Raw genomic sequence first — 24,523 nt, forward strand, 5'->3', positions numbered from 1 at the left:
GCGAGCCATATAACAGGATTCAGGAGTCTGAACATGCAACTTAACCCGTCAGAGATCAGCGAGCTGTTGAAAAGCCGCATCGAAGGCTTGGGCGCGTCTACCGACGTACGTACGCAAGGCACGGTCGTTTCCGTGACCGACGGTATCACCCGCATTCACGGCTTGTCCGACGTAATGCAGGGCGAAATGCTCGAATTCCCCAATAACGTCTTCGGCCTGGCGCTCAACCTCGAGCGCGATTCCGTGGGTGCCGTTATTTTGGGTGACTACACAGGCGTTTCCGAAGGTGATCCGGTTAAAACAACCGGCCGCATTCTCGAAGTGCCCGTTGGCCCCGAATTGCGTGGTCGCGTGGTAGACGCCCTGGGCGCTCCCATCGACGGCAAAGGCCCCATCAACGCCAAGCACACCGACATCATCGAAAAGGTTGCGCCCGGCGTTATTGCACGTCAATCAGTCGACCAGCCGCTGCAAACCGGTATCAAGGCGATTGATTCCATGGTGCCAATCGGCCGTGGCCAGCGCGAGCTGATCATTGGCGACCGCCAAACTGGTAAAACCGCCGTTGCTATCGACACGATCATCAGTCAAAAAGGCAAAAACGTTACTTGCGTTTATGTGGCTATCGGTCAAAAAGCGTCGACCATCAATAACGTAGTTCGCAAGCTCGAAGAGCACGGCGCAATGGAATACACCATTGTTGTTGCTGCCTCGGCTTCTGACTCGGCCGCCATGCAATACCTGGCAGCTTACTCGGGTTGCACTATGGGCGAATTCTTTCGTGATCGCGGCGAAGATGCCCTTATCGTGTACGACGACCTGACCAAGCAAGCCTGGGCTTACCGTCAAGTTTCGCTGTTGCTGCGTCGTCCTCCTGGTCGCGAAGCTTACCCCGGCGACGTGTTCTACCTGCACTCCCGTCTGCTCGAGCGCGCTGCTCGTGTTAACGCCGACTACGTCGAAGCGTTCACCAAAGGCGAAGTCAAAGGTAAAACAGGTTCGCTTACAGCGCTGCCTATCATCGAAACTCAGGCAGGCGACGTTTCGGCGTTCGTTCCTACCAACGTAATTTCGATTACCGACGGTCAGATCTTCCTTGAAACCGACTTGTTCAACGCCGGTATCCGTCCTGCTATTAACGCGGGTATTTCGGTGTCGCGTGTGGGTGGTGCGGCACAAACCAAGGTCGTTAAAAAGCTGGCTGGTGGTATTCGTACCGACTTGGCCCAGTACCGCGAACTGGCTGCGTTTGCGCAGTTTGCATCCGACCTCGACGACGCAACCCGTCGCCAGCTCGAGCGCGGTAAGCGTGTGGTTGAATTGCTCAAGCAGCCTCAGTACCAGCCGCTGCAAGTCTGGGAACTGGCCGTTTCGTTGTTCGCCGTTACCAAAGGCTACCTCGACGATCTCGAAGTCGATCAGATTCTGCCTTTCGAAAAAGCACTCAAAGAGTCGCTGAAGTCCAAGAACGCTGCTCTGGTTCAGCGTATCGAAGACAAGAAAGAACTGTCCAAAGAAGACGAAGCAGAGCTGGTTGCCGCAATTGAAGAGTTCAAAAAGCACGGTGCTTTTTAATTTGACTGGCGAGGGTGGCAAAGCAATTTGCTTGGCCGCCCGTAGGACTACAGGAGCAGGCGTTGCCTGCTCCGCCATAACGCCCTGACAGGAATTGCGATGGCCGGAATTAAGGAAATTCGAACCAAGATCAAAAGCGTGCAAAACACGCGGAAGATCACCAAAGCCATGGAGATGGTGGCTGCATCCAAAATGCGCAAGGCGCAAGACCGGATGCGTGCTGGTCGTCCCTATGCAACCAAGGTGCGCGACATTGCCTCGCACCTGATGCAAGCGCATCCCGACTACACACATTCTTTCATGGTCGAACGTTCCGACGTGAAAGGCGTAGGCATTGTGCTTGTCACTACCGACAAAGGCCTGTGTGGTGGCCTGAATACCAACGTTACCCGTCTGGTCCTGAACCGTATCAAAGAGTTCGACCAAAAAGGTATCAAGGTTCAGGCAACCGCATTGGGTAACAAAGGTCTTGGCTTCTTGACACGTATCGGCACCAATTTGGTGTCCCAAGAAGTTCAGTTGGGCGATAAACCCAACCTCGAACGTCTTATTGGTGCGCTCAAGGTACAAATCGACGATTTCGTCGATGGCAAAATCGATGCCGTTTATCTGGCCACCAACCGCTTCGTCAACACCATGAAGCAAGAGCCGGTATTCGTGCGTTTGTTGCCCCTGCCTAGTGGCTTGTCCGATCCGTTCCAAACCGAGGGCACGTTCCAGGAGAAATCCGAAGACGCGGTCCTGAACACAAAGTATGGTTGGGACTACATCTACGAGCCAGACTCGAAGTCGGTCATCGACGACCTGCTGCAGCGTTACGTTGAAGGTCTGGTGTATCAGGCAGTTGCCGAAAACATGGCATCCGAGCAATCTGCTCGTATGGTGGCCATGAAGGCAGCGTCCGATAACGCCAAGAAAATCATCGGCGATCTCGAACTGGTTTACAACAAAACCCGTCAGGCTGCCATTACCAAAGAAATTTCAGAAATCGTCGGGGGCGCTGCCGCTGTTTAACCAAACAGAAGGGCATCCCGTCAAAGATATTTAGCAAGGACTAAACATGAGCAACGGTACCATCGTTCAGTGCATCGGCGCCGTGGTGGATATTCAGTTCCCCCGCGACAGCATTCCAAAAATTTACGACGCGCTTAAACTCGCAGACGACAGCTCCAAGTTTGCCGAAGCTGGTCTGACATTCGAAGTTCAGCAACAGCTGGGCGACGGCGTCGTTCGCACCATCGCCATGGGTTCATCCGACGGCCTGCGCCGCGGTATGGCTGTGGCCAACACCGGTGCACCTATTTCGGTGCCAGTCGGTCAGGGCACACTGGGTCGCATTATGGACGTTCTGGGTCGCCCCATCGACGAGCGTGGCCCTATCTTGTCCGAAGAGACTCGCGCCATTCACCAAGACGCACCCAAGTTCGACGAGCTCTCGCCTTCGGTAGAGCTGCTCGAAACAGGCATCAAGGTTATTGACTTGGTCTGCCCCTTTGCAAAAGGCGGTAAGGTCGGGCTGTTCGGTGGTGCTGGTGTAGGTAAAACCGTTAACATGCTCGAGCTCATCAACAACATCGCCAAGGCACACAGTGGTTTGTCGGTGTTTGCAGGTGTGGGCGAGCGTACCCGTGAAGGTAACGACTTCTACCACGAAATGGCTGAAGCCGGCGTTATCAAGATGGACAACCTGTCCGAGTCGAAGGTAGCCATGGTGTTTGGTCAGATGAACGAGCCTCCAGGCAACCGTCTGCGCGTTGCGTTGTCGGGTCTGACCATGGCCGAGAAGTTCCGTGACGAAGGCCGTGACATTCTCTTCTTCGTCGACAACATCTACCGTTACACCCTGGCAGGTACCGAAGTGTCCGCGCTGCTGGGTCGTATGCCTTCGGCGGTGGGTTATCAGCCTACGCTGGCCGAAGAAATGGGTAAATTGCAAGAGCGTATTACCTCGACTAAAACAGGTTCGATTACATCGATTCAGGCCGTTTACGTTCCTGCCGACGACTTGACCGACCCGTCGCCTGCAACGACCTTCTTGCACCTTGACTCGACTGTGGTTCTGTCGCGTGACATCGCTGCGTTGGGTATTTACCCCGCCGTTGATCCTCTCGACTCCACTAGCCGTCAGCTCGATCCGCAAGTGGTTGGTGAAGAGCACTACGCCATTGCTCGCGGTGTTCAGCAAACACTGCAGCGCTACAAAGAATTGCGCGACATTATCGCGATTCTGGGTATGGACGAACTCTCGCCCGAAGACAAGCAGGCCGTTGCTCGTGCACGTAAAATCCAGCGCTTCCTGTCGCAGCCGTTCCACGTCGCCGAAGTATTTACCGGCTCGCCCGGCAAATACGTTCCGCTGTCCGAAACGCTGCGTGGCTTCAAGATGATTGTTGAAGGCGAGTGCGACTCGATCCCCGAGCAGGCCTTCTACATGGTTGGTTCCATCGACGAAGCCCTCGAGAAAGCCAAAGCACTGTAAAAGGGACTCTTATGGCCACATTACACGTAGACGTCGTCAGTGCAGAAGAATCGATTTTCTCCGGTGAGGCGAAATTCGTGGTTCTGCCCGGCGAGTCCGGCGAACTGGGCATCATGCCTGGTCACACGCCGCTCATCTCGCGCATTCGCCCGGGTACGGTAAAGATTGTTCTCGCCGATGGTAGTGGTGAAACCAATGTTTTCGTGGCCGGCGGCATTCTCGAAGTCCAACCCGGTGGTGTAACGGTGCTTTCCGATACAGCTATCCGTGCAGAAGACCTCGACGAAGCCAAGGCACTCGAAGCACGCAAGCGTGCCGAAGAGGCCCTTCGCAATGCCAAAGACAAGGCCGACATTGCTGTCGTCGAAGCTGAGCTGGCCATGTTGGCTGCTCAGGCAGCGGCAGCTCAGAAGCTGCGTAACGCTCGCTCTTCGCGTCACTAAGCTGTCGTCTGTCTTAAAAAAGCGGCCTTCGGGCCGCTTTTTTTTGCCCGTCAAGCGCTCATGCGCGTAGTGTCCGAATGCTGATATTTCCGAATAGTCCCGCTTGAAACTCGTCCTTAAGATGCCTGCAGGGCCTGATCACAGGCCCGTAATATCAAGGGGAGAGTCATGAGAGAACGTATAGATTGCGCTGTACTGCTCGAACCGCATGATGGCTTGTGGTCCGCACTGGCCGCCGGTGAGTATCTGGGCGGCAGGCTTATCATGCATCATGTGGGTTGCGACTTGCCTGCAGGCGATTTCGACACGGGTTCGTACCTGCGCGACAACGAAGTCATGCTGCGTCGATATGACGTTTGCATTGTGGGCGTTACCGCTTCTAATTTGCCATGGGCGCGTCGTTTGTTGTCCGCTCGCGAAGGCGGCTGTGGCCAAACGCCGGTACTTGCGGTCATTAGCGGCTTAAAAGCCGCAGCAATCGACGATCTTTTATCGCTGGGTTTGGCCGACTTTATTCGCTTACCGTTGTGCTACGACGAGCTGCGCGCACGTATTCAGCAATTGCTGGTTAGTCGAGGAGGGGCGCGTTATGGGATGCAGCTGGCACGGGCAAGGGCCGTCATGCAGCTTAACGATGTGGGTCCGTCACGCGCTGGTGGGGCAGCTATGCTGTCTGGTCGTGCAGGGCAGCCTGCGGTGCCAGGCACGTCGCTGGCATCGGCTACCGGGGCAGCTTTGCCGTCTATTGACCAAAGGCAGCCCTTGCTCAGCGAAGACGACCTATGCGATACCATACTGCAGCGCACAGGTCTGGAACTCGACGCTTACGCGGTAGCCGCCGCTACGCGTACCGCGACCAATAAAGAATCGTTCCGGGCGGCGAAGGGCAAAGTCATCGAGCGATTCGAGCGCGCTTATATTGCGGCTGCACTGGGGTCTTGTGCCGGCAATATCGCCTTGGCAGCGCGCGGCGCTCAAAAGCATCGTCGTGCGTTCTGGGCGCTCATGCGCAAGTACCAAATCGATGCCAGTGTGTATCGCCCCGACCCAACAAACAATTTTTCCCCAGACGGTTAAAATCGTCATGCTTAACTTTCAAGGATTGCCGTGTCTTTTCCAAGCTTAAAAAACGACGTTTTCCTGCGCGCTTTGCTGCGTCAGCCCGTACCTTATACGCCGCTGTGGCTTATGCGCCAGGCAGGCCGCTATTTGCCCGAATACAACCAAACACGTGCAAAGGCAGGGTCGTTTCTTGGTCTGGCTCAAAATCCTGATTACGCCTGTGAGGTGACGTTGCAGCCGCTCGAACGCTACGACCTTGATGCGGCTATTCTTTTTTCCGACATTCTGACGATTCCCCATGCCATGGGCTTGGGGCTTGACTTCGTTGCAGGCGAAGGCCCGCAGTTTGCGCACCCCGTGCGTACCGAAGCCGATGTCGCCAAATTGCAGGCGCCTGATTTGTCTAACTTGCAGTATGTGTTCGACGCCGTATCGCTAATCCGTAAAGAACTCGACGGCAAAGTGCCGCTTATCGGTTTTGCGGGTAGCCCCTGGACGGTTGCCTGTTATATGGTCGAAGGGCAGGGGTCCGACGATTACCGCCTGATCAAGAGCATGCTGTACAGCCGCCCCGATCTCTTGCATCGTATTCTCGAGGTCAACGTGCAGGCCACAACGGCGTACCTTAACGCCCAAATTCAGGCGGGTGCGCAAGCGGTTATGGTATTTGACAGTTGGGGCGGGGTGCTGGCCGACGGCCTGTTCCAGCAGTTTTCGCTGGCTTACACTCGCAAGGTTGTCGATGGCCTGATCCGCGAGCAAGGGGGGCAGCAGGTTCCTGTTATTGTCTTTACCAAGGGTGGCGGTATGTGGCTCGAAGATATCGCCGCATGTGGCTGCGATGCCATGGGCGTCGACTGGACAGTCAATCTAGCGCAGGCACGTCGTCGTATCAACGACAAGGTTGCGCTGCAAGGCAACCTCGATCCAATGACCCTGTTCGGCACCGAGGCTGCCATTCGTGCCGAAGCGCGCCGCGTCATCGATGATTTCGGCCCGGTGGGTGCAGGTGGGCATGTGTTTAATCTGGGTCATGGCATCAATCGTTTTACCCCGCCCGAAGCGGTCAGTATTTTGGTTGACGAAGTCCACAGCCATAGCCGCGCAAAGCACTGATTCAACGCACATTTGGTTGCAGTGCAATGTATCGGTTTGCCGTCTGAAATTCACCCATCAAGCCCGAGTCATCGGGCTTTTTATCTAAGTTGTGCACAAATATTTTCGCGCCGCACAATTAGCGCGGTCTTCTTAGATACAATTTAATTAATATAAATAAGTAATTGATTTTTATATAATTTTTTTGAATTGCAAAAATATTTCAGTAAATTAAGTACTAACTTTAATTGACTTTCCCCAGGGTTATCAATTGCATTTTCCCCAAAGTTATCCACAGGCTTGTTGAAAACACCAGAAGGGCTTGTGTTGTCTGGCTTGGCTGCGAAAATTCTAGAAATTGCTTTAACTTTAAACAAGGCCGGATGTGATCAATGCTGACGTTGTGCCGACGCAAGAACCGACCGAAGCCACGCGATATTGGCTTGGGGTAGCGCTCGACGTCCCCCTCGCCGGGCTGTTCGACTACTACGCATTGATTCCGGTTAATGCAGGTACTCGGGTTATTGTTTCTTTCGGTCGCCGTCAAATGGTCGGCATGGTGGCGCAGGTGAAAGCAGCCCCCGACATCGCTCCTGGCAGTGTCAAGGCGATTGAAGCTGTGCTCGACGACATCCCCCCCATGTCCGACGATTGGATGCGCCTGGTGTCGTTTGCGGCTCGGTATTACCAGCGCCCGTTGGGCGAGGTAATGCTACCAGCGCTACCTGTGGCATTGCGCAAGGTCGCTAGTTATACGGGTAAAGGGGCGCGTGGCGGGCCAGTGGCCCGGGCCGACAAGTCAAAGCGTAAGGCTGCCGCAGTTTGCGCGGGTGATGCGCCGCCGCTACAGCTCAACCCCGAGCAAACACAGGCTGTACAAGCTGTCACTGCAGCGCAGGGGCATCAAACCTTCTTGCTGCATGGCGTTACAGGCAGCGGCAAAACCGAAGTGTATATGCATGCCGCGAAGCAGGTCTTGGCCCAAGGCCGTCAGGTGTTGTTCATGGTGCCTGAAATCAACCTGACGCCTCAATTCGAGCAGTCGCTAAGGGCGCGGCTGGGCCAGGTCGATAATCCCGATTTATTGGCAGTGCTTCATAGTGGGCTGGCCGATGGCGAACGGTTGCGTGCCTGGTTACGCATCGCGCGGGGGCAAGCCCGCGTGTTGTTGGGTACGCGCTTGTCCATCATGACACCCATGCCCGACCTGGGCCTGATCATCGTCGATGAAGAGCACGACACGTCGTACAAGCAACAAGACGGATTGCGCTATTCGGCCCGAGATCTGGCCGTCTGGCGGGGTCACGACCTGCAGGTGCCGGTCGTATTAGGGTCGGCCACGCCGTCTCTCGAAACTTGGCATAACGCCCAGCGCGGTCATTATCAATTGTTAAGCCTGACCCAGCGCGCCCGCGCCGTGCAGTTGCCGCAGGTGCGTCTTGTCGATACCCGGCGCCTTGCGCTCGAGCATGGGTTTTCGCCGCAGTTGCTCGACGCAATCAAAGCGCGCCTGGCGCAAAACGAGCAGGTGCTTATTTTTCTTAACCGTCGGGGTTATGCGCCAGTCGTCAGTTGCAACTCGTGTGGCTGGGTCAGCCAGTGTCCGCGCTGCACGGCCTATACCATTTTGCATCGCACTCAGGGTGGGCGTACGCATAATCATCTGCAATGTCACCATTGCGGGTATCACGCCGCAGTTCCCCGCCGGTGCCCCGATTGCGGCGATCAAGACTTGCGCCCCATGGGCCGGGGCACGCAACGCCTCGAAGAGCATTTGGCCGAATGGTTCCCTCAAGCACGTATTTCACGCATTGACGCCGACAGCACACGTCTTAAAGGTAGCGCCGAAGCCTTGTTTGCGCAGGTGCACGCGGGCGAAGTCGATATTCTGGTCGGCACACAAATGGTGGCGAAAGGTCACGATTTTGCCAAGTTGGGGCTGGTGGGCGTGCTCAACGCCGACGCCATGTTATTTGCACAAGATTTTCGGGCGCCTGAGCGCCTGTTTGCACAATTGATGCAGGTAGCCGGTCGCGCCGGGCGCCACGCTGGCGCGGGCGAGGTCATTATTCAAACCGATTACCCTGAACAGCCGGTGTACCAGGCATTGCTTAAACACGATTACCAGGGCTTTGCGCGTTACAGCCTCGAAGAACGCAAGGCCGTTGGCTTGCCGCCTTTTGCGTATCAGGCGTTGCTGACCGCCGAGGCCCGAGCCCTCAAGACTGCTGTTGCGTTCTTGTCCGAAGCGGCGACTCTGCCCGATACGGCGCCTGAGCTTTACCCTACATCCGAGGCCGTTACGCGCTACGACCCGGTGCCGTTGCGGGTGGTCAGGGTAGCCAATACCGAGCGGGCTCAACTCCTGGTCGAGAGCGATAGCCGGCCGGCGCTGCAGACTTTCCTGGCGACTTGGTCTGCGGATGTGGCGGCGCTGGCCACACGTCACCGTGTGCGTTGCCACCTCGAAGTCGATCCCCTGGAGATCTGATGACAACGTTTACGCACAATGCATCAATGCCAGTGGGCTACACGCTGCCTGTCGATTTGAATCCGGCGCAGCGCGAGGCCGTTTTGTATCTGAACGGGCCGTGCTTGGTGCTGGCGGGCGCAGGCAGTGGCAAGACCCGCGTCATTACCCAGAAAATTGCCTATTTGCTGCGAGAGTGCGGCTACGCGGGAAGGCAAGTTGTCGCGCTGACCTTTACCAACAAGGCTGCTCGTGAAATGGGTGAGCGCATCAAGAATTTGGTCGATCGCAAGGTTTCCAAGGGCCTGACCGTCAGCACGTTTCACTCTCTGGGTGTCAGGTTCTTGCGTGAAGAGGCCCAGCATGTGGGTCTGAAGTCGCAGTTCTCGATTTTTGACTCTACTGATGCGCTGGCCATCATCCAGGAGTTGTTGGCCACTACCGACAAGGCCCGGCTAAAAGCCGTTCAGCAAACCATTTCATTATGGAAGAACGCCTTGGTCGAGCCAGACCAGGCCGAGAAAATTGCGACAACGCCTAGTGATATCGAGGCTGTGCGTGTGTACCGCAGTTATAACGCGACCCTCGAAGCGTATCAGGCGGTTGATTTTGACGACCTGATACGGCTGCCGGCCAGACTGCTAGAGTCGAATGCCGAAGTAAGGCAGCGCTGGCAGGCTCGGGTACAGTACTTGCTCGTCGATGAATACCAGGACACCAACGAATGTCAGTATCGCCTGGTGCGCATGCTGACAGGTGACCGCGCCATGTTTACTGCGGTGGGCGATGACGATCAGGCCATCTATGCCTGGCGAGGGGCCACCGTTCAAAATTTGGCCAAGCTGACGACTGACTACCCAGGCTTGAAGCTGATCAAGCTTGAACAAAACTACAGATCGGTGCAGCGTGTGCTGGCTGCGGCCAACCAGGTCATCAGTCATAACCCGAATTTGTTTGATAAAAAACTGTGGTCTGATCTGGGCGTTGGCGACCCTATACAAGTCAAAGCAATGGATTCTGAAGAGATCGAAGCCGAGTCTGTTGCTTTTCGTATTTCTTCAGAGCGAGTCGAGCGTCAGGCCAACTGGCGCGACTTCGCTATTTTGTACCGTAGCAATCAGCAGGCTCGTGTGCTGGAACAGTCCCTGCGTAACTTACGTATTCCCTATACGGTATCGGGCGGGCAGAGTTTCTTCGACAAGGCAGAAATCCGCGACATTCTGTCGTACCTGCGCCTGATTGCTAACGATGCCGATGATCCATCCTTTATTCGTGCGGTGACCACGCCCCGCCGTGGGATTGGCCAGGCCACCCTGCAGGCGTTGGGTGAGTACGCCTCTGCGCAGCAGTTGTCGTTGTTTGAAGCCATTTTTTCAATCGGCACGACCGAACGCCTGTCGGCGCGTCAGCTCGAACCGTTGCAAACGTTTGGCGAGTTTATCCAGCGTATTCAGGCGCGCGCCGCCAAAGAAAGTGCTGAAGCGGCTGGTGACATTCTGGATGAACTGCTGGCCGCCATTCAGTATGAGCGTTTTTTGTACGACACCCTTGACGAAAAGCCCGCCCAGAACCGCTGGCAAAATGTGCTCGAACTTGTAGGGTGGTTAAAGCGTAAAGCCGTAGAAGACGATTTGGGCGTCATGGCATTGGTGCAGCATATTGCGCTGGTCACCATGCTTGAACGCAGTGATGACGAGGCGCCTGATGCCGTTAAACTGTCCACGTTGCATGCGTCCAAGGGTTTAGAATACCCCCACGTGTTTTTGGTGGGGGTCGAAGAGGGTTTGCTTCCGCACTTGGGCCGTGATGACGACGACACAAGCTCTGCATCCGGCGAAGATACGCTGGCCCTGCGTATTCAGGAAGAGCGTCGTCTGATGTACGTGGGCATTACGCGCGCGCAACGGACTCTGAATTTAAGCTGGTGCAAGCGTCGTCGCCGTGCGCGCGAAGACGTTGTGCGCGAGCCCTCCCGCTTTATTGCCGAAATGGGTTTGCAGGCCGGTAATGCGACCGGTGTCGATACGGCGGCCGGGTTAAGCCCTAAAGAACGCCTGGGCATGCTTAAACAGTTACTGAACAAATCGTAGTTTTTATTTTCGATGACCGTGGCTAGGGCTGCGCGTCAGGAGACGGAGTGATATGAAAGAAATCAACACCATTGGTATTGTCGGTGCAGGTGCTATGGGGCGTGGTATCGCCCAGATTGCGGCGCAGGCCGGTATTGTCGTCAAGTTGTTCGACCTGAACGCCGCAGCGGTCTTGGCTGCGCGCGAATCATTACAACAAACTTGGGACAAGTTGTCGGCCAAGGGCAAGTTGTCCGCCGAAGATGCGGCGGCATCACTCGAACGTGTTCATGCGTGCGCCGACTTGTCTGATATGGCGTCAGCCGATCTGGTCATCGAGGCTGTTATCGAGCGCCTGGATGTCAAACGCGATCTGTTCAAGCAACTTGAAGGCATTGTTTCGGCCGATTGTATTCTGGCGTCCAATACGTCGTCGTTGGCTATCACGGCTATTGCTGCGGCATGTGACAAGCCAGGCCGTGTTGCCGGCTTCCACTTCTTCAACCCTGTGCCGCTCATGAAAGTGGTTGAGATCATCGACGGCCTGCGCTCTGATCGTGAAACCGGTGATGCCCTGATGGCGTTGGCACGCAAAATGGGCCACAAGCCCGTGCGCGCCAAAGACATGCCGGGTTTCATTGTGAACCATGCCGGCCGAGGCCTGAACATCGAAGGTTTGCGCACGGCGCAAGAGTCGGTCGCGCCGTTTTACCAAATCGACGCCATCATGCGCGAACAAGCCGGCTTCCGTATGGGCCCGTTCGAGCTGCTCGACTTGACCGCGCTTGATGTCTCGCATCCGGTCATGGAATCAATCTATCAGCAGTTCTATGACGAGCCGCGCTTCCGTCCTTCGCCAATTACTGCTGTGCGATTTGCCGGCGGTTTGTTGGGGCGTAAAACCGGCGAGGGCTTCTACAAGTATCCCGAGGGTCAAAAGCAAGTGCCCGCCGAGCCCGCAGTTCCAGCCTTGCCCGCCGATCTGAAAGTATGGGTGGCGCCTTATCACTCGGTTGGTCATAAACGGGCGCTGGGTTTGCTTAAATCGCTGGGTGTTACGGTCGTTTCGTCCGAGCAGCCGCCTGCCGATGCGCTGTTGGTGGTTACTCCCTATGGCGAAGACACAGCATCGGTGGTCAGTGCATATCAGCTTGATGGCGAACGTACCGTTGCACTGGATACGTTCTTTGGTCTTGAGCAGGGCAAACGCCGTGTTGTCATGTGTTCGCTGGCGACGTTGCCGCAATGGCGCGATGCGGCCCATGCGCTGTTTGCATCCGACAATACGCCGGTGTCTGTAATTGACGACTCGGCCGGGTTTGTGGGCCAGCGTCTGGTTGCGGCTATTGTCAACGTGGCTTGCGATATTGCGCAGCAAACTATTGCATCCCCCGAAGATATCGACCTGGCTGTGTCGTTAGGCCTGGGTTACCCCATGGGTGGCCCGCTAAGCATGGGCGACACCCTGGGTGCTGCGCACATTCTTGAGATTTTGCGTGCGATGCACCGGACCACCGGTGACATGCGTTACCGTGCCAGCTTGTGGCTGCAGCGGCGTGTTCAGTTGGGTGTGTCGTTACGTACCGAACCTGCCTGCATATCGGTTTAAGTCGATAAACAGAAATAAAAAAAAGCAGCCTGCGGGCTGCTTTTTTTATGAAGAACGGTTTGTTGGTTGGGGCGGCGTTTGCGCGAAGCCTACGCTTTGTGCCCCTGCCGCGCTTTGATTACTGCGACTTCGAAACCATGTACTGAACAGCCGCGCGGATTTCGTCGTCGGAGGCTTGTGTGCCGCCCCGAGGAGGCATGGCGCCTTTACCTTTGATGGCGATGGCAACCATGGTGTCCATGCCCGTGGCAATAAGGGGTGCCCAAGCGGCTTTATCGCCCAGTTTGGGGGCGCCGGCCAAGCCCATGTCGTGGCACGAGAAGCACATGGATTTGTAGAGTTTTTCGCCAGCAGGGTCAACCGATGCTGGGGCTGCAGCAGCAGTCTGAGCGGCGGGCGCTTCTGCTTTAGGGGCTTCGGCAGGTGCAGCAGCAGGTGCGGCAGCTACAGGAGCAGCCGGCGCAGCTGCGGCAGCGGGGGCGGCTTCAGCGGGCTTTTCTTCGGCTGCGGGTTCTTTGGGTTCTTCGAATGAGGCGCCGCCTTGGTTGGCCATGTAGACCACAGCGCGGTGAATTTCGAAGTCGTCGAGGGTGGGGTTGCCGCCTTTGGCAGGCATGGCATTTTTACCCTTGATGGCGTTGGTAACCAACGTGTCTTCGCCCGAGGCAACCAGCGGTGCCCAAGCGGCTTTGTCACCCATTTTGGGTGCGCCGGCAACGCCGGCGTTGTGACACGACGCACAGGTGGTTTCGTAAACCTGCAGGCCGGTTTTGAAAACTTTGGGTGCGTTGGCATCGACCAGTGCAAAACCGGCAACGGGTTTGATGCGCTGAGCAATGGCCTCGGGGGTTTGGGCGTCGGAGCCGGCCCCGATCAGATCGCTGGAGACCACCAGGCGGATCAGCAGGAAAATGATGATGACGGGAACGATAAACGACAGGACAACCGTGACAATAAGTTGTTTGGGTGTCTTGATGGGGCCTTCGTGCCCTTCGTGGTTATCTTCGTTGTGGTGTTCTGTGTTGTTCATACTCGAGTCCTGCGTATACGGGAACAAAGGCGCTTGCCTGGATCGGTAAATCAAACTAAGTTAGCGATTATAACGGGTGTGCCGCCCAATTGCAGGGCGCGGGGCTGCGTATCGAAAAAACTTTGCCGTAAACGCGCTACAATAGCGGGCTGACGCGCCCGTAGTTCAATGGATAGAATTAGAGTTTCCGAAGCTCTCGATACAGGTTCGATTCCTGTCGGGCGCGCCAATCACATCAACCGCACCAACTGAAACCCCGGCAGTATCTTTGCAGCCCGTTCTGGGTCTTCCATGGCAAAGTCCAGGTTCTGGCGTGCGATTTCTACGTGTTCTTCGCCTAACGCCTGGGCGCGACTTCCCTGATGTTTTTCAATCGCTTGCACAATCGCGTGATGCGTGCGGTGCGCCTGCTTCATCCATTCGTGGCCTTCTTCCATTGACGACTGCATGGGCAGGGTGGCACTGGCGGCGGCAAAGGCCTGGCTATTTAGCGTTTCCATGGTGCGCGCCAGCGTTTTATTGGCGCAGCCGTCGATAATGGCCTGGTGAAAGCGGTCGTTCATTTGAGCGTAACGCGCATAGTCGTCAAGGTCCATACTGGCTTTGAACACCACGGCATCACCTTCCTCTAGGCAGTCTTTCAGAATTTTCATGGTGCGGCGCGACGCGCCGTTTTCGGCCAACAGTCGGGCCGCAAAGCCCTCAATCACCCCGCGCATCCTGATCGCGTCGGATACATCTTGCATAGTGAAGCTGCGCATGTGGTAGCCGCCGCCTGGTGAGGCTTCGATGAGCCCTTCGTGTTCGAGCGAGACGAGGGCCTGACGAACGGGTGTGCGCGAAGTGTTCAGGCGTTCGGACAGGGGGATTTCGGCTAGACGCTCGCCCGGCGCAAAGGTGCCGTTGAGGATAAGGCCGCGTAACTGTACGAGAACTCGAGATTGTTGGGAGGTCATGTTGTTTGGGTTTTGATGGATATTGTCATTGTATACAGGCCATTTATGGTGCGCGGGAATGCGTGTTTCTGTGTGCGCCTTTTGCCGTGTGCGCTGACGTGACTGGCCCGGAATTATTGTATGCAATGTGGTCTATTCGAGCGCTTTAAAAGTGATGTTGTTAGGGGTTTTCACCAATAAAGGCGCTCTTTTTGTTCGTTGTTATTGTATATAAGCAATTGATAAATATCTATTTATTGGCTTATTTTATTTGTTTTTTGGTGGTTCGCTGAAATTGCGGTGAAAATGGCTTGTTGTATACAATTGTATTCATCATTTATTGCTATTGTTTCAGGGGGCTATATGCTTAGTGCACAACAAAACGATTTCATTACCCGTGTCGGGCCTGGTGCGCCTGCCGGCCAACTGCTGCGCCGCTACTGGCAACCGGTTGCTCTGGTCGACGAACTCGAAGGGCCGCGCCCCGTGCGCCCCGTAAGGCTCATGGGCCAAGAGTTTGTTTTGTTTCGTGACGAAGCCGGCGAGCTGGGTTTCATCGATCGCGACTGCCCGCACCGTGGCGCCGACCTGGCCTACGGCCGTATCGAAGACGGCGGCCTGCGTTGCCCGTTTCATGGCTGGCTATTCAGTGTCAAGGGCGATTGCCTCGAAACACCTGCTGAACCCGAGGGCAGTAAGTTGCACACACGCATCAAGCAACGCGCTTATCCGGTGGTGCAGCGCAGTGGCATTATTTTTGCCTATATCGGCGAGGGCGAGCCGCCCGCATTCCCCGAATTTGACTGTTTTGTCGCACCCGACACGCATACGTTTGCCTTTAAGGGCCTGATCGAATGCAACTGGTTGCAAGCGCTTGAGGTCGGTATGGACCCCGCGCATGCGTCTTATCTGCATCGCTTCTTCGAAGACGAAGATACCTCTGAAAGTTACGGCAAACAATTTCGCGGTGCATCGGCCGATTCTGATATGCCGATTACCCGTGTGCTGCGCGAATACGACCGTCCCGACATTTCTGTCGATCCCACTGCGTATGGTTTCCGTTTAACAGCGTTGCGAAAGCTGCCTCAAGAGCAAACCCACGTGCGTGTGACCAATGTTGTGTTCCCTCAGGCGTTTGTGATCCCCATGAGTGCCGAAATGACGATTTCACAATGGCACGTACCGGTCGATGACACCCATTGCTACTGGTACGCAATTTTTACCAGTTTTACTGGCCCGGTCGATAAAAAACGTATGCGCGAGCAGCGTCTGGAGCTTTACGAATTGCCCGATTATGTATCGCGTAAAAACAAGCGCAACAACTACGGCTACAACATCGACGAACAAAACACCCAAACCTACACGGGTATGGGTTTTGACATCAACGTGCATGACCAGTGGGCGATTGAGTCGCAGGGGCCTATTCAAGACCGTACCCGCGAGCACCTGGGAACGACCGACAAGGGTATTGTGGCGTTCCGTCGTCAGTTGGTGCGAGCCATCGAAAGCACCCTGGAAGGGGGCGATGCGCCCATGCTCATCTCGGCCGATCAGGCGTCAGGGTTTAGCGGGCCGCCCTCTATCGACGGCATCGAAAAAGCGGGCGTTGACCCAGTGCAGTATTGGCAAGAGGCAGACCTGGCACGCCGTAAGGCCTGCGACTGGGCGGCTGCTCGCCTGACCCCACACGCCGGAGAATAAGCATGGCCTCTTTTGTTGAGCGCCACGGATTGTGGGGTGATGACCAGCGTGCCTGCGCGGCCGAACTTATCGCCCGCATTGACGCCGGCGAAATCGAAACCTTGCGGTTTGCGTTTCCCGATCAGCATGGCATTTTGCGCGGCAAGACACTCGTTGCCGCCGAAGCGAAAGGTGCGCTCTCTGAAGGCGTAAACCTGACGACGACGCTATTGCTGAAAGACACGTCGCATAAAACAGTGTTTCCGGTATTCAATAGCGGGGGGTATCAGATCCCCGGTATGCAGGGGGCGTCAGACTTCACCATTGTTGCCGACCCGGCGACATTCCGAATCTTGCCCTGGACCAACAAAGCGGGCTGGGTGCTGTGCGATGCCTACAGCACTGACGGTCAACCGTCGCCGGTGTCGTCGCGTCAGATCATGACGCGGGCCGTTAAAGAACTCGACGACTTGGGCTACGAGTTTATTGCCGGCCTTGAGGTCGAATTTCATGTCTTCCGGTTGGATGACCCCAATATGGCGTTGACTGATTCTGGTCAGCCCGGCACACCGCCGACGGTATCGCTGTTGTCGCATGGCGCGCAATATCTGACTGAAATGAGATATGACCGCGTGGACGACGTTATGGAGTTGCTGCGCGTGCAGCTGCAGGCGTTGGGGTTGCCGCTGCGCTCGCTTGAGGTTGAATTCGGCCCCAGCCAGTTCGAACTGACCTTCAGCCCTACGGTGGGGCTGGCGCCGGCTGATCTGATGATTCTCGTGCGTAGCGCCATCAAGCAAATCTGCTACCGGGCCGGCTATCACGCGACGTTTATGTGTCGTCCGCGCATTCCTAATGTCATGTCCAGCGGGTGGCATTTGCATCAGTCATTGCGCAGCAAGGCTACCGGTCAGAATGCGTTTGTGCCTGAAGTTGAAGGGGCCGACTTAAGCCCGTTGGGTATGCAGTATTTGGCAGGGCTTAAAGCGCATGCGTGCGGTGCGGCGGCCCTGGCCAGCCCCACCATTAATGGATATCGGCGCTATCGGCCGTTTTCGTTGGCGCCCGATCGTGCTGTTTGGGCGCGCGATAATCGCGCGGCCATGTTGCGCGTGCTGGGCGGCGTGGGCCAGTCGGCAACACGCATTGAAAATCGAGTGGGCGAGCCGACCGCAAATCCTTATCTGTATATGGCGTCACAGTTATACGCCGGCCTTGACGGTATTGCGCGTCAACTCGACCCGGGGCCATCGGCCGACGTACCCTACGAAGCTCAGGCCGAATTGCTGCCGCGGTCTTTGGGCGAGGCACTGCAGTGCCTGCGTAACGACGCTTGTCTGGTGGAGAAACTGGGCCCGGGCTTTGTCGATTATTTTTGCCATATCAAAGAAGCGGAAATTGCGCGCTTCAATCTTGACGTATCCGAGTGGGAACACCGCGAATACTTTGATTTGTTTTAGGACGATTTATGACGGTTATTCATTACATTCTTCGCGATGGCACCGACCGTGCCGTTGATGCCAAAGACGGTGCCAGCTTGATGGAAAACGCCATCATGAACAATGTGCGCGGCATTGAAGCTGAGTGCGGCGGTTGCTGCTCCTGTGCGACTTGTCACGTGTATGTCGACGAGAAGTTTGCGGCGTTGCTGCCGGCCCCGGACGAAATGGAAAACGAGTTGCTAGACGGGGTTGCCGCCGAGCGCAAGCCAACCAGTCGCTTAAGTTGCCAGATCAGCGTAGGGCCTGAGCTGGACGGCTTGATTGTGCATATCCCCGAGGCGCAGTATTAGTCAACGCGCTTTGCCTGAACATTAATAACGGGTTGCGAAACAGAACAGATCAGGCATACCCGAAAATCATAAAGGAGCAATTGTGGGTTTGTGGAAGAAAGCAGGGGTTTTGGGTGTTGTTGTTTCGGGGGCGTTATTGGTCGCGGGCCAGGCCACGGCACAAGATGTGATCAAGGTGGGCATGATTGCCGAAATGACAGGGCCGTTTGCTGAGTTTGGTCGCCAGATGAAAGCCGGTATCGAGGCTTATCAGAACCAGCATGGTACGACTGTAGACGGCCGCCGAATTGAAGTGATTTACAAAGACGTTGGGGGGCCGCAGCCGGAAGTGGCCAAGCGTCTGGCGCAAGAGCTTATTGTGCAAGACAAGGTCGACATTCTGGCTGGCTTCGGGTTTACGCCCAATGCACTGGCGGTTGCGCCTGTAGCGACACAAGCCAAGGTGCCTATGGTGGTCATGAACGCGGCATCGGCAAACCTGACATCGCGCTCGCCTTACATGGTGCGCACCTCGTTTGGTTACGACACCATGGTGCCGCCCATTGCCCAATGGGCGCTTGAGCAGGGCCAGAAAAAGGCTTATATGATCGTGGCTGATTATGCGCCAGGGCACGATGCCGAGAAGGCCTTCAAGCAGGCCTACGAGCAGGGTGGCGGCGAAATTATTGGTAGTGTTCGCGTGCCGCTCATGACCGTTGATTTCGCGCCGTATTTGCAGCGTGTCAAAGATTCGAAGCCCGATGTTTTGTTTGCATTTGTCAATGCTGGCAACGTGGCGCCTGCGCTGTTCAAAGATTTTAAAACCAAAGGCCTGGCGGATGACGGCATAAAACTGATTGGTACCGGTGACATTGTGTATGAATCGATTCTTGACGTGATTGGTGACAACGGGCTGGGTGCAACGACAGTCTATCCCTACTCCATGCAGCATCCGTCCGAGCTGAACCGTACCTATATTCAACAGTTTCAGGCGGCGCTTGGCGCCAAAGAGCGGCCCACGATCATGAGCGTCTCTGCTTACGATGGCATGGCCCTGATTTACGGTGGTCTGAAAAAGGCTGGTGCCAATGCCGACGGACAGGCCTTGCTTGAGGCGTTCAAGGGGTTGTCCTTTGAAAGCCCACGCGGCCCCATTGCTATCGACCCCGAAACGCGAGATGTTGTCCAGAATCAGTACATTCGTCGCCTTGAGCGTGTCGATGGAGCGCTGATGAACGTGGAGTTCAAGACGTATGAAGCCGGTCGTTGAGGGTAGGGATACGACAGCTCGTTGCGCGGCTGACGCGGCATTTGGCCTCACCCGCAGCACTGAAATCCCGGCAGTGCAGGCCAGTAGTCTGGCCTCAATGGTCGGGCAGTTCCGCCGGGGTGAGCGCTCTCCTGTGACGGTGTTGCGGCAGCTGCTGGACGATATTCAAGCCGACACGGCAGCCATCAACGCGTTTTGCTTGCTCGACCCTGATCAGGCCATGGCGCAAGCCCATGCGGCCCAGGCACGCTACCAGGCGGGTGCGCCGTTGGGTCCGCTCGATGGGGTGCCGGTGTCGGTTAAAGATCTTGTCGCCGTCAAAGGCTGGCCCACACGGCGCGGGTCGTTGTCGTCGTTGGCCGACCCGGTGGCCGAGCAAGATGCACCTGCCGTAACGCTGCTTCGCAACGCGGGCAGTGTCATCTTCGGGAAAACAACCACAACCGAATTCGGCTGGACGATTGGTTCAACCAATCCGCATGCCGGCGTGACCCGCAACCCCCGGTCGCTTGAGCATTCGGCCGGTGGTTCCAGCAGTGGCGCCGCGGCGCAGGTGGCGGCAGGGTGGGGGGCCGTTGCGTTAGGTAGTGATGCCGGCGGGTCGGTGCGCATTCCCGCATCGTGGTGCGGCGTCGTCGGGTTCAAGCCCACCTTCGGCGCCATCCCTTTGGCACCGCAAAGCGCCTTTGCCGAATTCGCGCATCTGGGCCTGTTGACACGCAGTGTGGCCGATTGTGCCTGGGCTTTTTCGGCGATGTCCGGTGCGCATCCACTCGACCCGTCCTCACTCTATCCTCGCGCAGGCCGTTCTTTGCCTGGTCGTTGTCTGCGTATCGGGTGGGCAATGCAATTCGACGCCGACGAAATGCTCGACCCGACCATTGACGCCGCATTCAGGCAATTCACTTCGCAATTGGGCGCGCAGGGGTATGAGATGCAGCCAGTCGATCTGCGCACCGAAGGCCTGGCAGAAGACATGTGGCGTGTCTGGCAGTCGCGCATATACGAATCGTTTGTCGACTGGTCACCCGAAAAACTGGCGTTACTCGACCCGCGGTTGCGTGGCGTGTACGAAGCCGGGGCAGGGCTAGGCCATGCCGCACTGACCCGCAGCCGGGCGCGTCTACGAACGTTTGCGACGCGCGTGGCCACTTTGTTCAGCGACATCGACGTACTGCTGACGCCGGCAACTTCGCAGGTGGCGCCACGCCTCGATGCCCCTGTTGCAGCGTCGCCAGATGCCGAGAACTGGTTTGCGGGTAATGGGTTTGCATTTCCGTTCAATATCGCGCAAATGCCGGCCCTGGCCATGCCACTGGGGGTGAACGCTTCGGGTTTGCCGTTTGGTTTGCAGGTGGTCGGCCGTCGCTACGAAGACGAACAAGTGTTAAGGTTTGCCGCAGAACTTGAACTTCATCTTCAACGCACTGCATGAAACCTGTCGCCATATTCCAGCATTCCGATATCGGCCGCCCCGGTTCGGTCATCGACATTATCAACGCCCTGGGTCTTTCGTATTCGATCATTGAAACGTATCGGGGCGAGCCGGTGCCCCGGCACGTCGACGATTTCAGCGGGTTGATCTTCATGGGCGGGCCCATGGGGGTGAATGATAATGACGATTGGCTGGAGCACGAGCGGGACTTAATACGTTGGGCCGATGCGCAGGATATCCCGGTGGCCGGCCATTGCCTGGGAGCGCAGCAGTTGGCCAAGGCGTTAGGAGCGACGGTGCGGCGCAATGTACGGCCCGAGATCGGCTGGCAGCCCATTGCCGTCGAGCCCGACCCGCTGGCGTTAAGCTGGTGGGGCGTGTTGCAGCCGGATAGTTTGTTAACGTTTCAATGGCATAGCGACACCTTCGAACTACCCGACCGCGCGCACCGGATTGCTACCGGAAGCCATTGTGCCAATCAGGCCTTTGTGGTTCGCGACTTGCATATTGGCATGCAATCGCATTTCGAAATGACGCCTGCTCTGGTTCACGACTACTATCAGCGCAACGGCGCTTTCTTGCGACGCGAGCATGCCGCAGGTAACCCTGCCGTGACGTCGGTTGAGGACACGCTGAGCCAGCTTGATGAGCGTACCGATGGCATGAAAGCGGTACTCCAGCGGGTATATACCCGCTGGGCACAGGGCCTTAAAGCATAAGGCTTTATTTCAGAAGATTGCGCAGCACATACTGCATGATGCCGCCATGGCGGTAGTAGTCGGCCTCGCTGGGGGTGTCGATTCGAACGATGGCATCGAAGCTGATGCTGCCGGCGTTGACCTTGACTGTTGCAGGCACTTTGCCCTGATTCAAGGTCTCGATGCCGGTAATTGAAAACACCTCTTCACCCGTCAAGCCCAGTGACTGCACCGATTGGCCGGCCGGAAATTGCAGAGGAAGTACGCCCATGCCCAGTAGGTTGGAGCGGTGAATTCGTTCGTATGACTCGGCGATGACGGCGCGTACGCCCAACAGTACTGTACCTTTGGCCGCCCAGTCGCGAGACGACCCTGAGCCGTATTCTTTGCCCGCCAGAATCACCAGTGGCGTGCCGGCTTTGATGTACTGGGTGGATGCGTCGTAAATGCTGGTAACCGGCGCATCGGGCTGAGAAAAGTCGCGTGTATAGCCGCCTTCGGTACCCGGCGCCAACTGGTTGCGCAGCCGTACGTTGGCAAACGTACCCCGAATCATGACCTCGTGGTTGCCACGCCGTGAACCGTAAGAGTTGAAGTCGGCGGGCGTGATGTTGTGGCTGGTCAGGTAGGCGGCGGCGGGCGAGCTTTTTGCAATTGAGCCTGCCGGGCTGATGTGGTCGGTGGTAACCGAGTCGCCCAGAAGCGCCAGGACGCGCGCGTTACGGATGTCGGTAACCGGTTCGGGTTGGCGCGGCATGTTGGCAAAATAGGGCGGTTTGCGCACATAGGTCGAGTTGTCGTCCCACTGGAACAGTTGCCCTTTGGGTGTAGGCAACTTTTGCCAGCGCGCGTCGCCTGCAAACACATTGGCGTAGCCGTCAGCAAACATGTCGGCTGCAATCGTGCTGTCGATAACTGCCTGAACTTCGGCCGTGGTAGGCCAGATATCTTTCAGGTATACGTCTTGCCCGTCTTGGCCTTTGCCCAGGGGCTCGGCGTACATATCGATGTCCATTGTGCCGGCCAGTGCGTAGGCTACGACCAGCGGCGGCGACATCAGATAGTTCATTTTGACTTCGGGGTGGATTCGACCTTCGAAGTTGCGGTTACCCGATAAAACTGACACGACCGACAAATCATGTTCGTTGATGGCATTACTGACTTCGGGAATGAGCGGCCCGGAGTTGCCGATGCAGGTGGTGCATCCGTAACCCACCAGGTTAAAGCCCAGTTTATCCATGTAGGGTGTCAGCCCGGCACGTTCGTAGTAGTCGGTGACCACGCGCGACCCGGGCGCAAGACTGGTCTTGACCCAGGGTTTACGTGTCAACCCTTTTTCGACTGCTTTTTTGGCCAGCAAGGCCGCGGTCAGCATGACGGCCGGGTTGGAGGTGTTGGTACATGACGTGATGGCGGCGATAACGACCGAACCATGGTCGAGTTGGCCTGTGCTGCCATCGGCCAGTTTGATGGGGACGGCCGCATGGCGACGCGTGCCGCTGGCCGCTTCGGTGTGATCGGTAGGGGCGGGGGATTGGGCTGCTTTTTCGTCGTGCGATGGTGGATCGGAGGCCGGGAAGGATTCGGCCACGGCCTTGTCGTACCCTTTGGGCTTTTGGTCGGGAACGTTGATGTAAGACGAGAGCGCCCCTTGGAAAGAGGGCTTTGCGTCGGTCAGTGCGATCCGGTCTTGGGGGCGTTTTGGCCCGGCGATAGAAGGTACGACGGTCGACAGGTCGAGTTCGAGCCGTTCGGAGTAGCGGGGTTCTGCGGCGGGGTTATGCCACAAACCTTGCGTTTTGGCATAGGCCTCGACCAGGTCGATTTGTGCCTGTGTGCGGCCAGTAAGGGCCATATAGCGCAGTGTTTCTTCATCGATGGGGAAGATGGCAACCGTTGAACCGTATTCGGGGCTCATGTTGCCGATGGTGGCGCGGTTGGCTAGCGGTACCGCCGATACGCCTGGCCCATAAAACTCGACGAACTTGCCGACCACGCCATGCTTGCGCAGCATTTCGGTAATCGTCAGGACCAGGTCCGTGGCGGTGGTGCCTTCGGGCAACGAGCCGGTAAGCTTGAACCCAACAACGCGCGGGATCAGCATGGAAATAGGTTGGCCCAGCATGGCCGCTTCGGCTTCGATGCCGCCAACACCCCAGGCGACGATACCCAGACCGTTGACCATAGGTGTATGCGAGTCGGTGCCGACGCAGGTGTCGGGGTAGGCCTGCTTGTTCCCGCCGTTGTCTTTGGTAAAGACGACGCGTGACAAATGCTCCAGATTCACCTGGTGGACAATGCCCGTGCCCGGCGGGACGACCTTGAAGTTCTGGAAGGCCTCTTGACCCCAGCGCAGAAATTGGTAGCGCTCAAGGTTGCGTTGGTATTCGATATCAACGTTTTGTTCGAAGGCCGTTTTTTGCCCGAACACGTCGACAATGACGGAGTGGTCGATGACCAGTTCGACGGGCGCCAGTGGGTTGATTTTAGTAGGGTCGCCGCCCAGTTCTTTGACCGCTTCACGCATGGTGGCCAGATCTACGACGGCCGGTACGCCGGTAAAGTCTTGCAACACGACCCGCGCAGGTGTGAAAGCAATTTCTTTGTCGGGTTCGGCTGCGGGGTTCCAGCCTGCCAGCGCACGGATGTCTTGCGCCGTGACGTCTGATCCGTTTTCGGTGCGTAGCAGGTTTTCGAGCAGGATTTTCAGGCTGTAGGGCAGGCTTGCCACATCGAGCCCGTTGCCTTTGACGGCATCGAGCCGGTAGATTTCGTAGGATTCGCCGCCGACATCAAGCTGTTGTCGGGCGCCAAAACTGTTGGTGTTGCTCATGACGCATCTCCCGGTTGGTAAAAGGGCGTGCCGCAGGGCAGCTACCCTTTTATCTTAACCCCCGGGGAG

The 24,523-nt window shown here is 56.7% G+C and carries 18 protein-coding genes and 1 tRNA gene; 16 read left to right on the plus strand and 3 right to left on the minus strand.

All coding sequences use genetic code 11. The features are described from left to right. The first annotated feature begins 33 nt into the window (after positions 1–33). From atpA to CHR62_RS01450, 9 genes are all read left to right on the plus strand, one after another. The gene (gene atpA / locus CHR62_RS01410) at positions 34–1,575 is read left to right on the plus strand and encodes a F0F1 ATP synthase subunit alpha (protein ID WP_093969796.1); all 1,542 of its coding nucleotides are present in this window, start codon (positions 34–36) and stop codon (positions 1,573–1,575) included. A 99-nt stretch (positions 1,576–1,674) separates the two neighbouring features. Further along, complete coding sequence (gene atpG, locus CHR62_RS01415) at positions 1,675–2,589, plus strand: F0F1 ATP synthase subunit gamma (RefSeq protein ID WP_093969795.1); 915 nt, start codon at positions 1,675–1,677, stop codon at positions 2,587–2,589. A 46-nt stretch (positions 2,590–2,635) separates the two neighbouring features. After that, a complete protein-coding gene (gene atpD, locus CHR62_RS01420) occupies positions 2,636–4,054 on the plus strand; it encodes a F0F1 ATP synthase subunit beta (protein WP_093969794.1) in 1,419 nt (472 codons plus the stop codon). Positions 4,055–4,065: 11 nt separating this feature from the next. Continuing rightward, complete coding sequence (locus CHR62_RS01425) at positions 4,066–4,497, plus strand: F0F1 ATP synthase subunit epsilon (protein ID WP_093969793.1); 432 nt, start codon at positions 4,066–4,068, stop codon at positions 4,495–4,497. 168 nt (positions 4,498–4,665) lie between these two features. Further along, the gene (locus tag CHR62_RS15665) at positions 4,666–5,574 is read left to right on the plus strand and encodes a hypothetical protein (RefSeq protein ID WP_199722874.1); all 909 of its coding nucleotides are present in this window, start codon (positions 4,666–4,668) and stop codon (positions 5,572–5,574) included. Between the two features lie 30 nt (positions 5,575–5,604). After that, the gene (gene hemE, locus CHR62_RS01435) at positions 5,605–6,675 is read left to right on the plus strand and encodes a uroporphyrinogen decarboxylase (RefSeq protein WP_123659761.1); all 1,071 of its coding nucleotides are present in this window, start codon (positions 5,605–5,607) and stop codon (positions 6,673–6,675) included. A 367-nt stretch (positions 6,676–7,042) separates the two neighbouring features. Next, on the plus strand, positions 7,043–9,145 hold the full coding sequence (locus tag CHR62_RS01440) for a primosomal protein N' (protein ID WP_123659933.1): 2,103 nt from the start codon (positions 7,043–7,045) through the stop codon (positions 9,143–9,145). After that, a complete protein-coding gene (locus CHR62_RS01445; RefSeq protein ID WP_233574793.1) occupies positions 9,145–11,214 on the plus strand; it encodes a UvrD-helicase domain-containing protein in 2,070 nt (689 codons plus the stop codon). Before CHR62_RS01440 ends, CHR62_RS01445 begins: the two co-directional genes overlap by 1 nt. A 52-nt stretch (positions 11,215–11,266) precedes the next feature. Next, positions 11,267–12,802 carry a 3-hydroxyacyl-CoA dehydrogenase gene (locus CHR62_RS01450; RefSeq protein WP_123659762.1) on the plus strand — a complete coding sequence of 512 codons (1,536 nt, stop codon included), beginning with the start codon at positions 11,267–11,269 and terminating at the stop codon, positions 12,800–12,802. 118 nt (positions 12,803–12,920) lie between these two features. Here CHR62_RS01450 and CHR62_RS01455 read toward each other — a convergent pair whose 3' ends face one another. Next, positions 12,921–13,832, minus strand: a complete 912-nt coding sequence (locus CHR62_RS01455; RefSeq protein ID WP_123659763.1) for a cytochrome c5 family protein — start codon at positions 13,830–13,832, stop codon at positions 12,921–12,923. A 154-nt stretch (positions 13,833–13,986) separates the two neighbouring features. On the opposite strand from CHR62_RS01455, the gene CHR62_RS01460 reads away from it, so the two are divergent. Next, positions 13,987–14,061 (plus strand) — tRNA-Arg (locus tag CHR62_RS01460). Between the two features lies 1 nt (position 14,062). Here the strand turns inward: CHR62_RS01460 and CHR62_RS01465 are convergent. Beyond that, positions 14,063–14,788, minus strand: a complete 726-nt coding sequence (locus CHR62_RS01465; RefSeq protein ID WP_123659764.1) for a GntR family transcriptional regulator — start codon at positions 14,786–14,788, stop codon at positions 14,063–14,065. A gap of 342 nt (positions 14,789–15,130) precedes the next feature. Between CHR62_RS01465 and CHR62_RS01470 the strand changes: the two genes are divergently transcribed. The 6 genes from CHR62_RS01470 (at position 15,131) to CHR62_RS01495 (ending at position 21,642) form a co-directional block, all read left to right on the plus strand. Continuing rightward, positions 15,131–16,468 carry an aromatic ring-hydroxylating dioxygenase subunit alpha gene (locus CHR62_RS01470; RefSeq protein WP_123659765.1) on the plus strand — a complete coding sequence of 446 codons (1,338 nt, stop codon included), beginning with the start codon at positions 15,131–15,133 and terminating at the stop codon, positions 16,466–16,468. Between the two features lie 2 nt (positions 16,469–16,470). Then, a complete protein-coding gene (locus CHR62_RS01475) occupies positions 16,471–17,907 on the plus strand; it encodes a glutamine synthetase family protein (protein WP_123659766.1) in 1,437 nt (478 codons plus the stop codon). An 8-nt stretch (positions 17,908–17,915) separates the two neighbouring features. Continuing rightward, a complete protein-coding gene (locus CHR62_RS01480) occupies positions 17,916–18,239 on the plus strand; it encodes a 2Fe-2S iron-sulfur cluster-binding protein (RefSeq protein WP_123659767.1) in 324 nt (107 codons plus the stop codon). Between the two features lie 82 nt (positions 18,240–18,321). Then, positions 18,322–19,488 (plus strand): ABC transporter substrate-binding protein, encoded by a 1,167-nt coding sequence (locus CHR62_RS01485; protein WP_233574795.1) that lies wholly within the window; start codon positions 18,322–18,324, stop codon positions 19,486–19,488. Beyond that, positions 19,472–20,923, plus strand: coding sequence for an amidase (locus tag CHR62_RS01490; RefSeq protein ID WP_123659768.1), 1,452 nt, complete (start codon positions 19,472–19,474; stop codon positions 20,921–20,923). Before CHR62_RS01485 ends, CHR62_RS01490 begins: the two co-directional genes overlap by 17 nt. Further along, the gene (locus CHR62_RS01495; protein WP_123659769.1) at positions 20,920–21,642 is read left to right on the plus strand and encodes a type 1 glutamine amidotransferase; all 723 of its coding nucleotides are present in this window, start codon (positions 20,920–20,922) and stop codon (positions 21,640–21,642) included. Before CHR62_RS01490 ends, CHR62_RS01495 begins: the two co-directional genes overlap by 4 nt. A 4-nt stretch (positions 21,643–21,646) precedes the next feature. Here CHR62_RS01495 and CHR62_RS01500 read toward each other — a convergent pair whose 3' ends face one another. Next, the gene (locus CHR62_RS01500) at positions 21,647–24,454 is read right to left on the minus strand and encodes an aconitate hydratase (RefSeq protein WP_123659770.1); all 2,808 of its coding nucleotides are present in this window, start codon (positions 24,452–24,454) and stop codon (positions 21,647–21,649) included. Between the last annotated feature and the right edge of the window lie 69 nt (positions 24,455–24,523).

Source organism: Pusillimonas sp. NJUB218 (genome assembly GCF_003788685.1).
Classification (GTDB): Bacteria; Pseudomonadota; Gammaproteobacteria; order Burkholderiales; family Burkholderiaceae_B; genus Neopusillimonas.

Coding starts and splice junctions, on each gene's coding strand:
- CHR62_RS01450 (WP_123659762.1), top strand. CDS start 11,267: ATGAAAGAAATCAACACCATTGGTATTGTCGGTGCAGGTGCTATGGGG.
- CHR62_RS01455 (WP_123659763.1), bottom strand. CDS start 13,832: ATGAACAACACAGAACACCACAACGAAGATAACCACGAAGGGCACGAA.
- CHR62_RS01500 (WP_123659770.1), bottom strand. CDS start 24,454: ATGAGCAACACCAACAGTTTTGGCGCCCGACAACAGCTTGATGTCGGC.
- CHR62_RS01475 (WP_123659766.1), top strand. CDS start 16,471: ATGGCCTCTTTTGTTGAGCGCCACGGATTGTGGGGTGATGACCAGCGT.
- atpA (WP_093969796.1), top strand. CDS start 34: ATGCAACTTAACCCGTCAGAGATCAGCGAGCTGTTGAAAAGCCGCATC.
- CHR62_RS01480 (WP_123659767.1), top strand. CDS start 17,916: ATGACGGTTATTCATTACATTCTTCGCGATGGCACCGACCGTGCCGTT.
- CHR62_RS01445 (WP_233574793.1), top strand. CDS start 9,145: ATGACAACGTTTACGCACAATGCATCAATGCCAGTGGGCTACACGCTG.
- CHR62_RS01470 (WP_123659765.1), top strand. CDS start 15,131: ATGCTTAGTGCACAACAAAACGATTTCATTACCCGTGTCGGGCCTGGT.
- CHR62_RS01465 (WP_123659764.1), bottom strand. CDS start 14,788: ATGACCTCCCAACAATCTCGAGTTCTCGTACAGTTACGCGGCCTTATC.
- atpG (WP_093969795.1), top strand. CDS start 1,675: ATGGCCGGAATTAAGGAAATTCGAACCAAGATCAAAAGCGTGCAAAAC.
- CHR62_RS01425 (WP_093969793.1), top strand. CDS start 4,066: ATGGCCACATTACACGTAGACGTCGTCAGTGCAGAAGAATCGATTTTC.
- CHR62_RS15665 (WP_199722874.1), top strand. CDS start 4,666: ATGAGAGAACGTATAGATTGCGCTGTACTGCTCGAACCGCATGATGGC.
- atpD (WP_093969794.1), top strand. CDS start 2,636: ATGAGCAACGGTACCATCGTTCAGTGCATCGGCGCCGTGGTGGATATT.
- CHR62_RS01490 (WP_123659768.1), top strand. CDS start 19,472: ATGAAGCCGGTCGTTGAGGGTAGGGATACGACAGCTCGTTGCGCGGCT.
- CHR62_RS01495 (WP_123659769.1), top strand. CDS start 20,920: ATGAAACCTGTCGCCATATTCCAGCATTCCGATATCGGCCGCCCCGGT.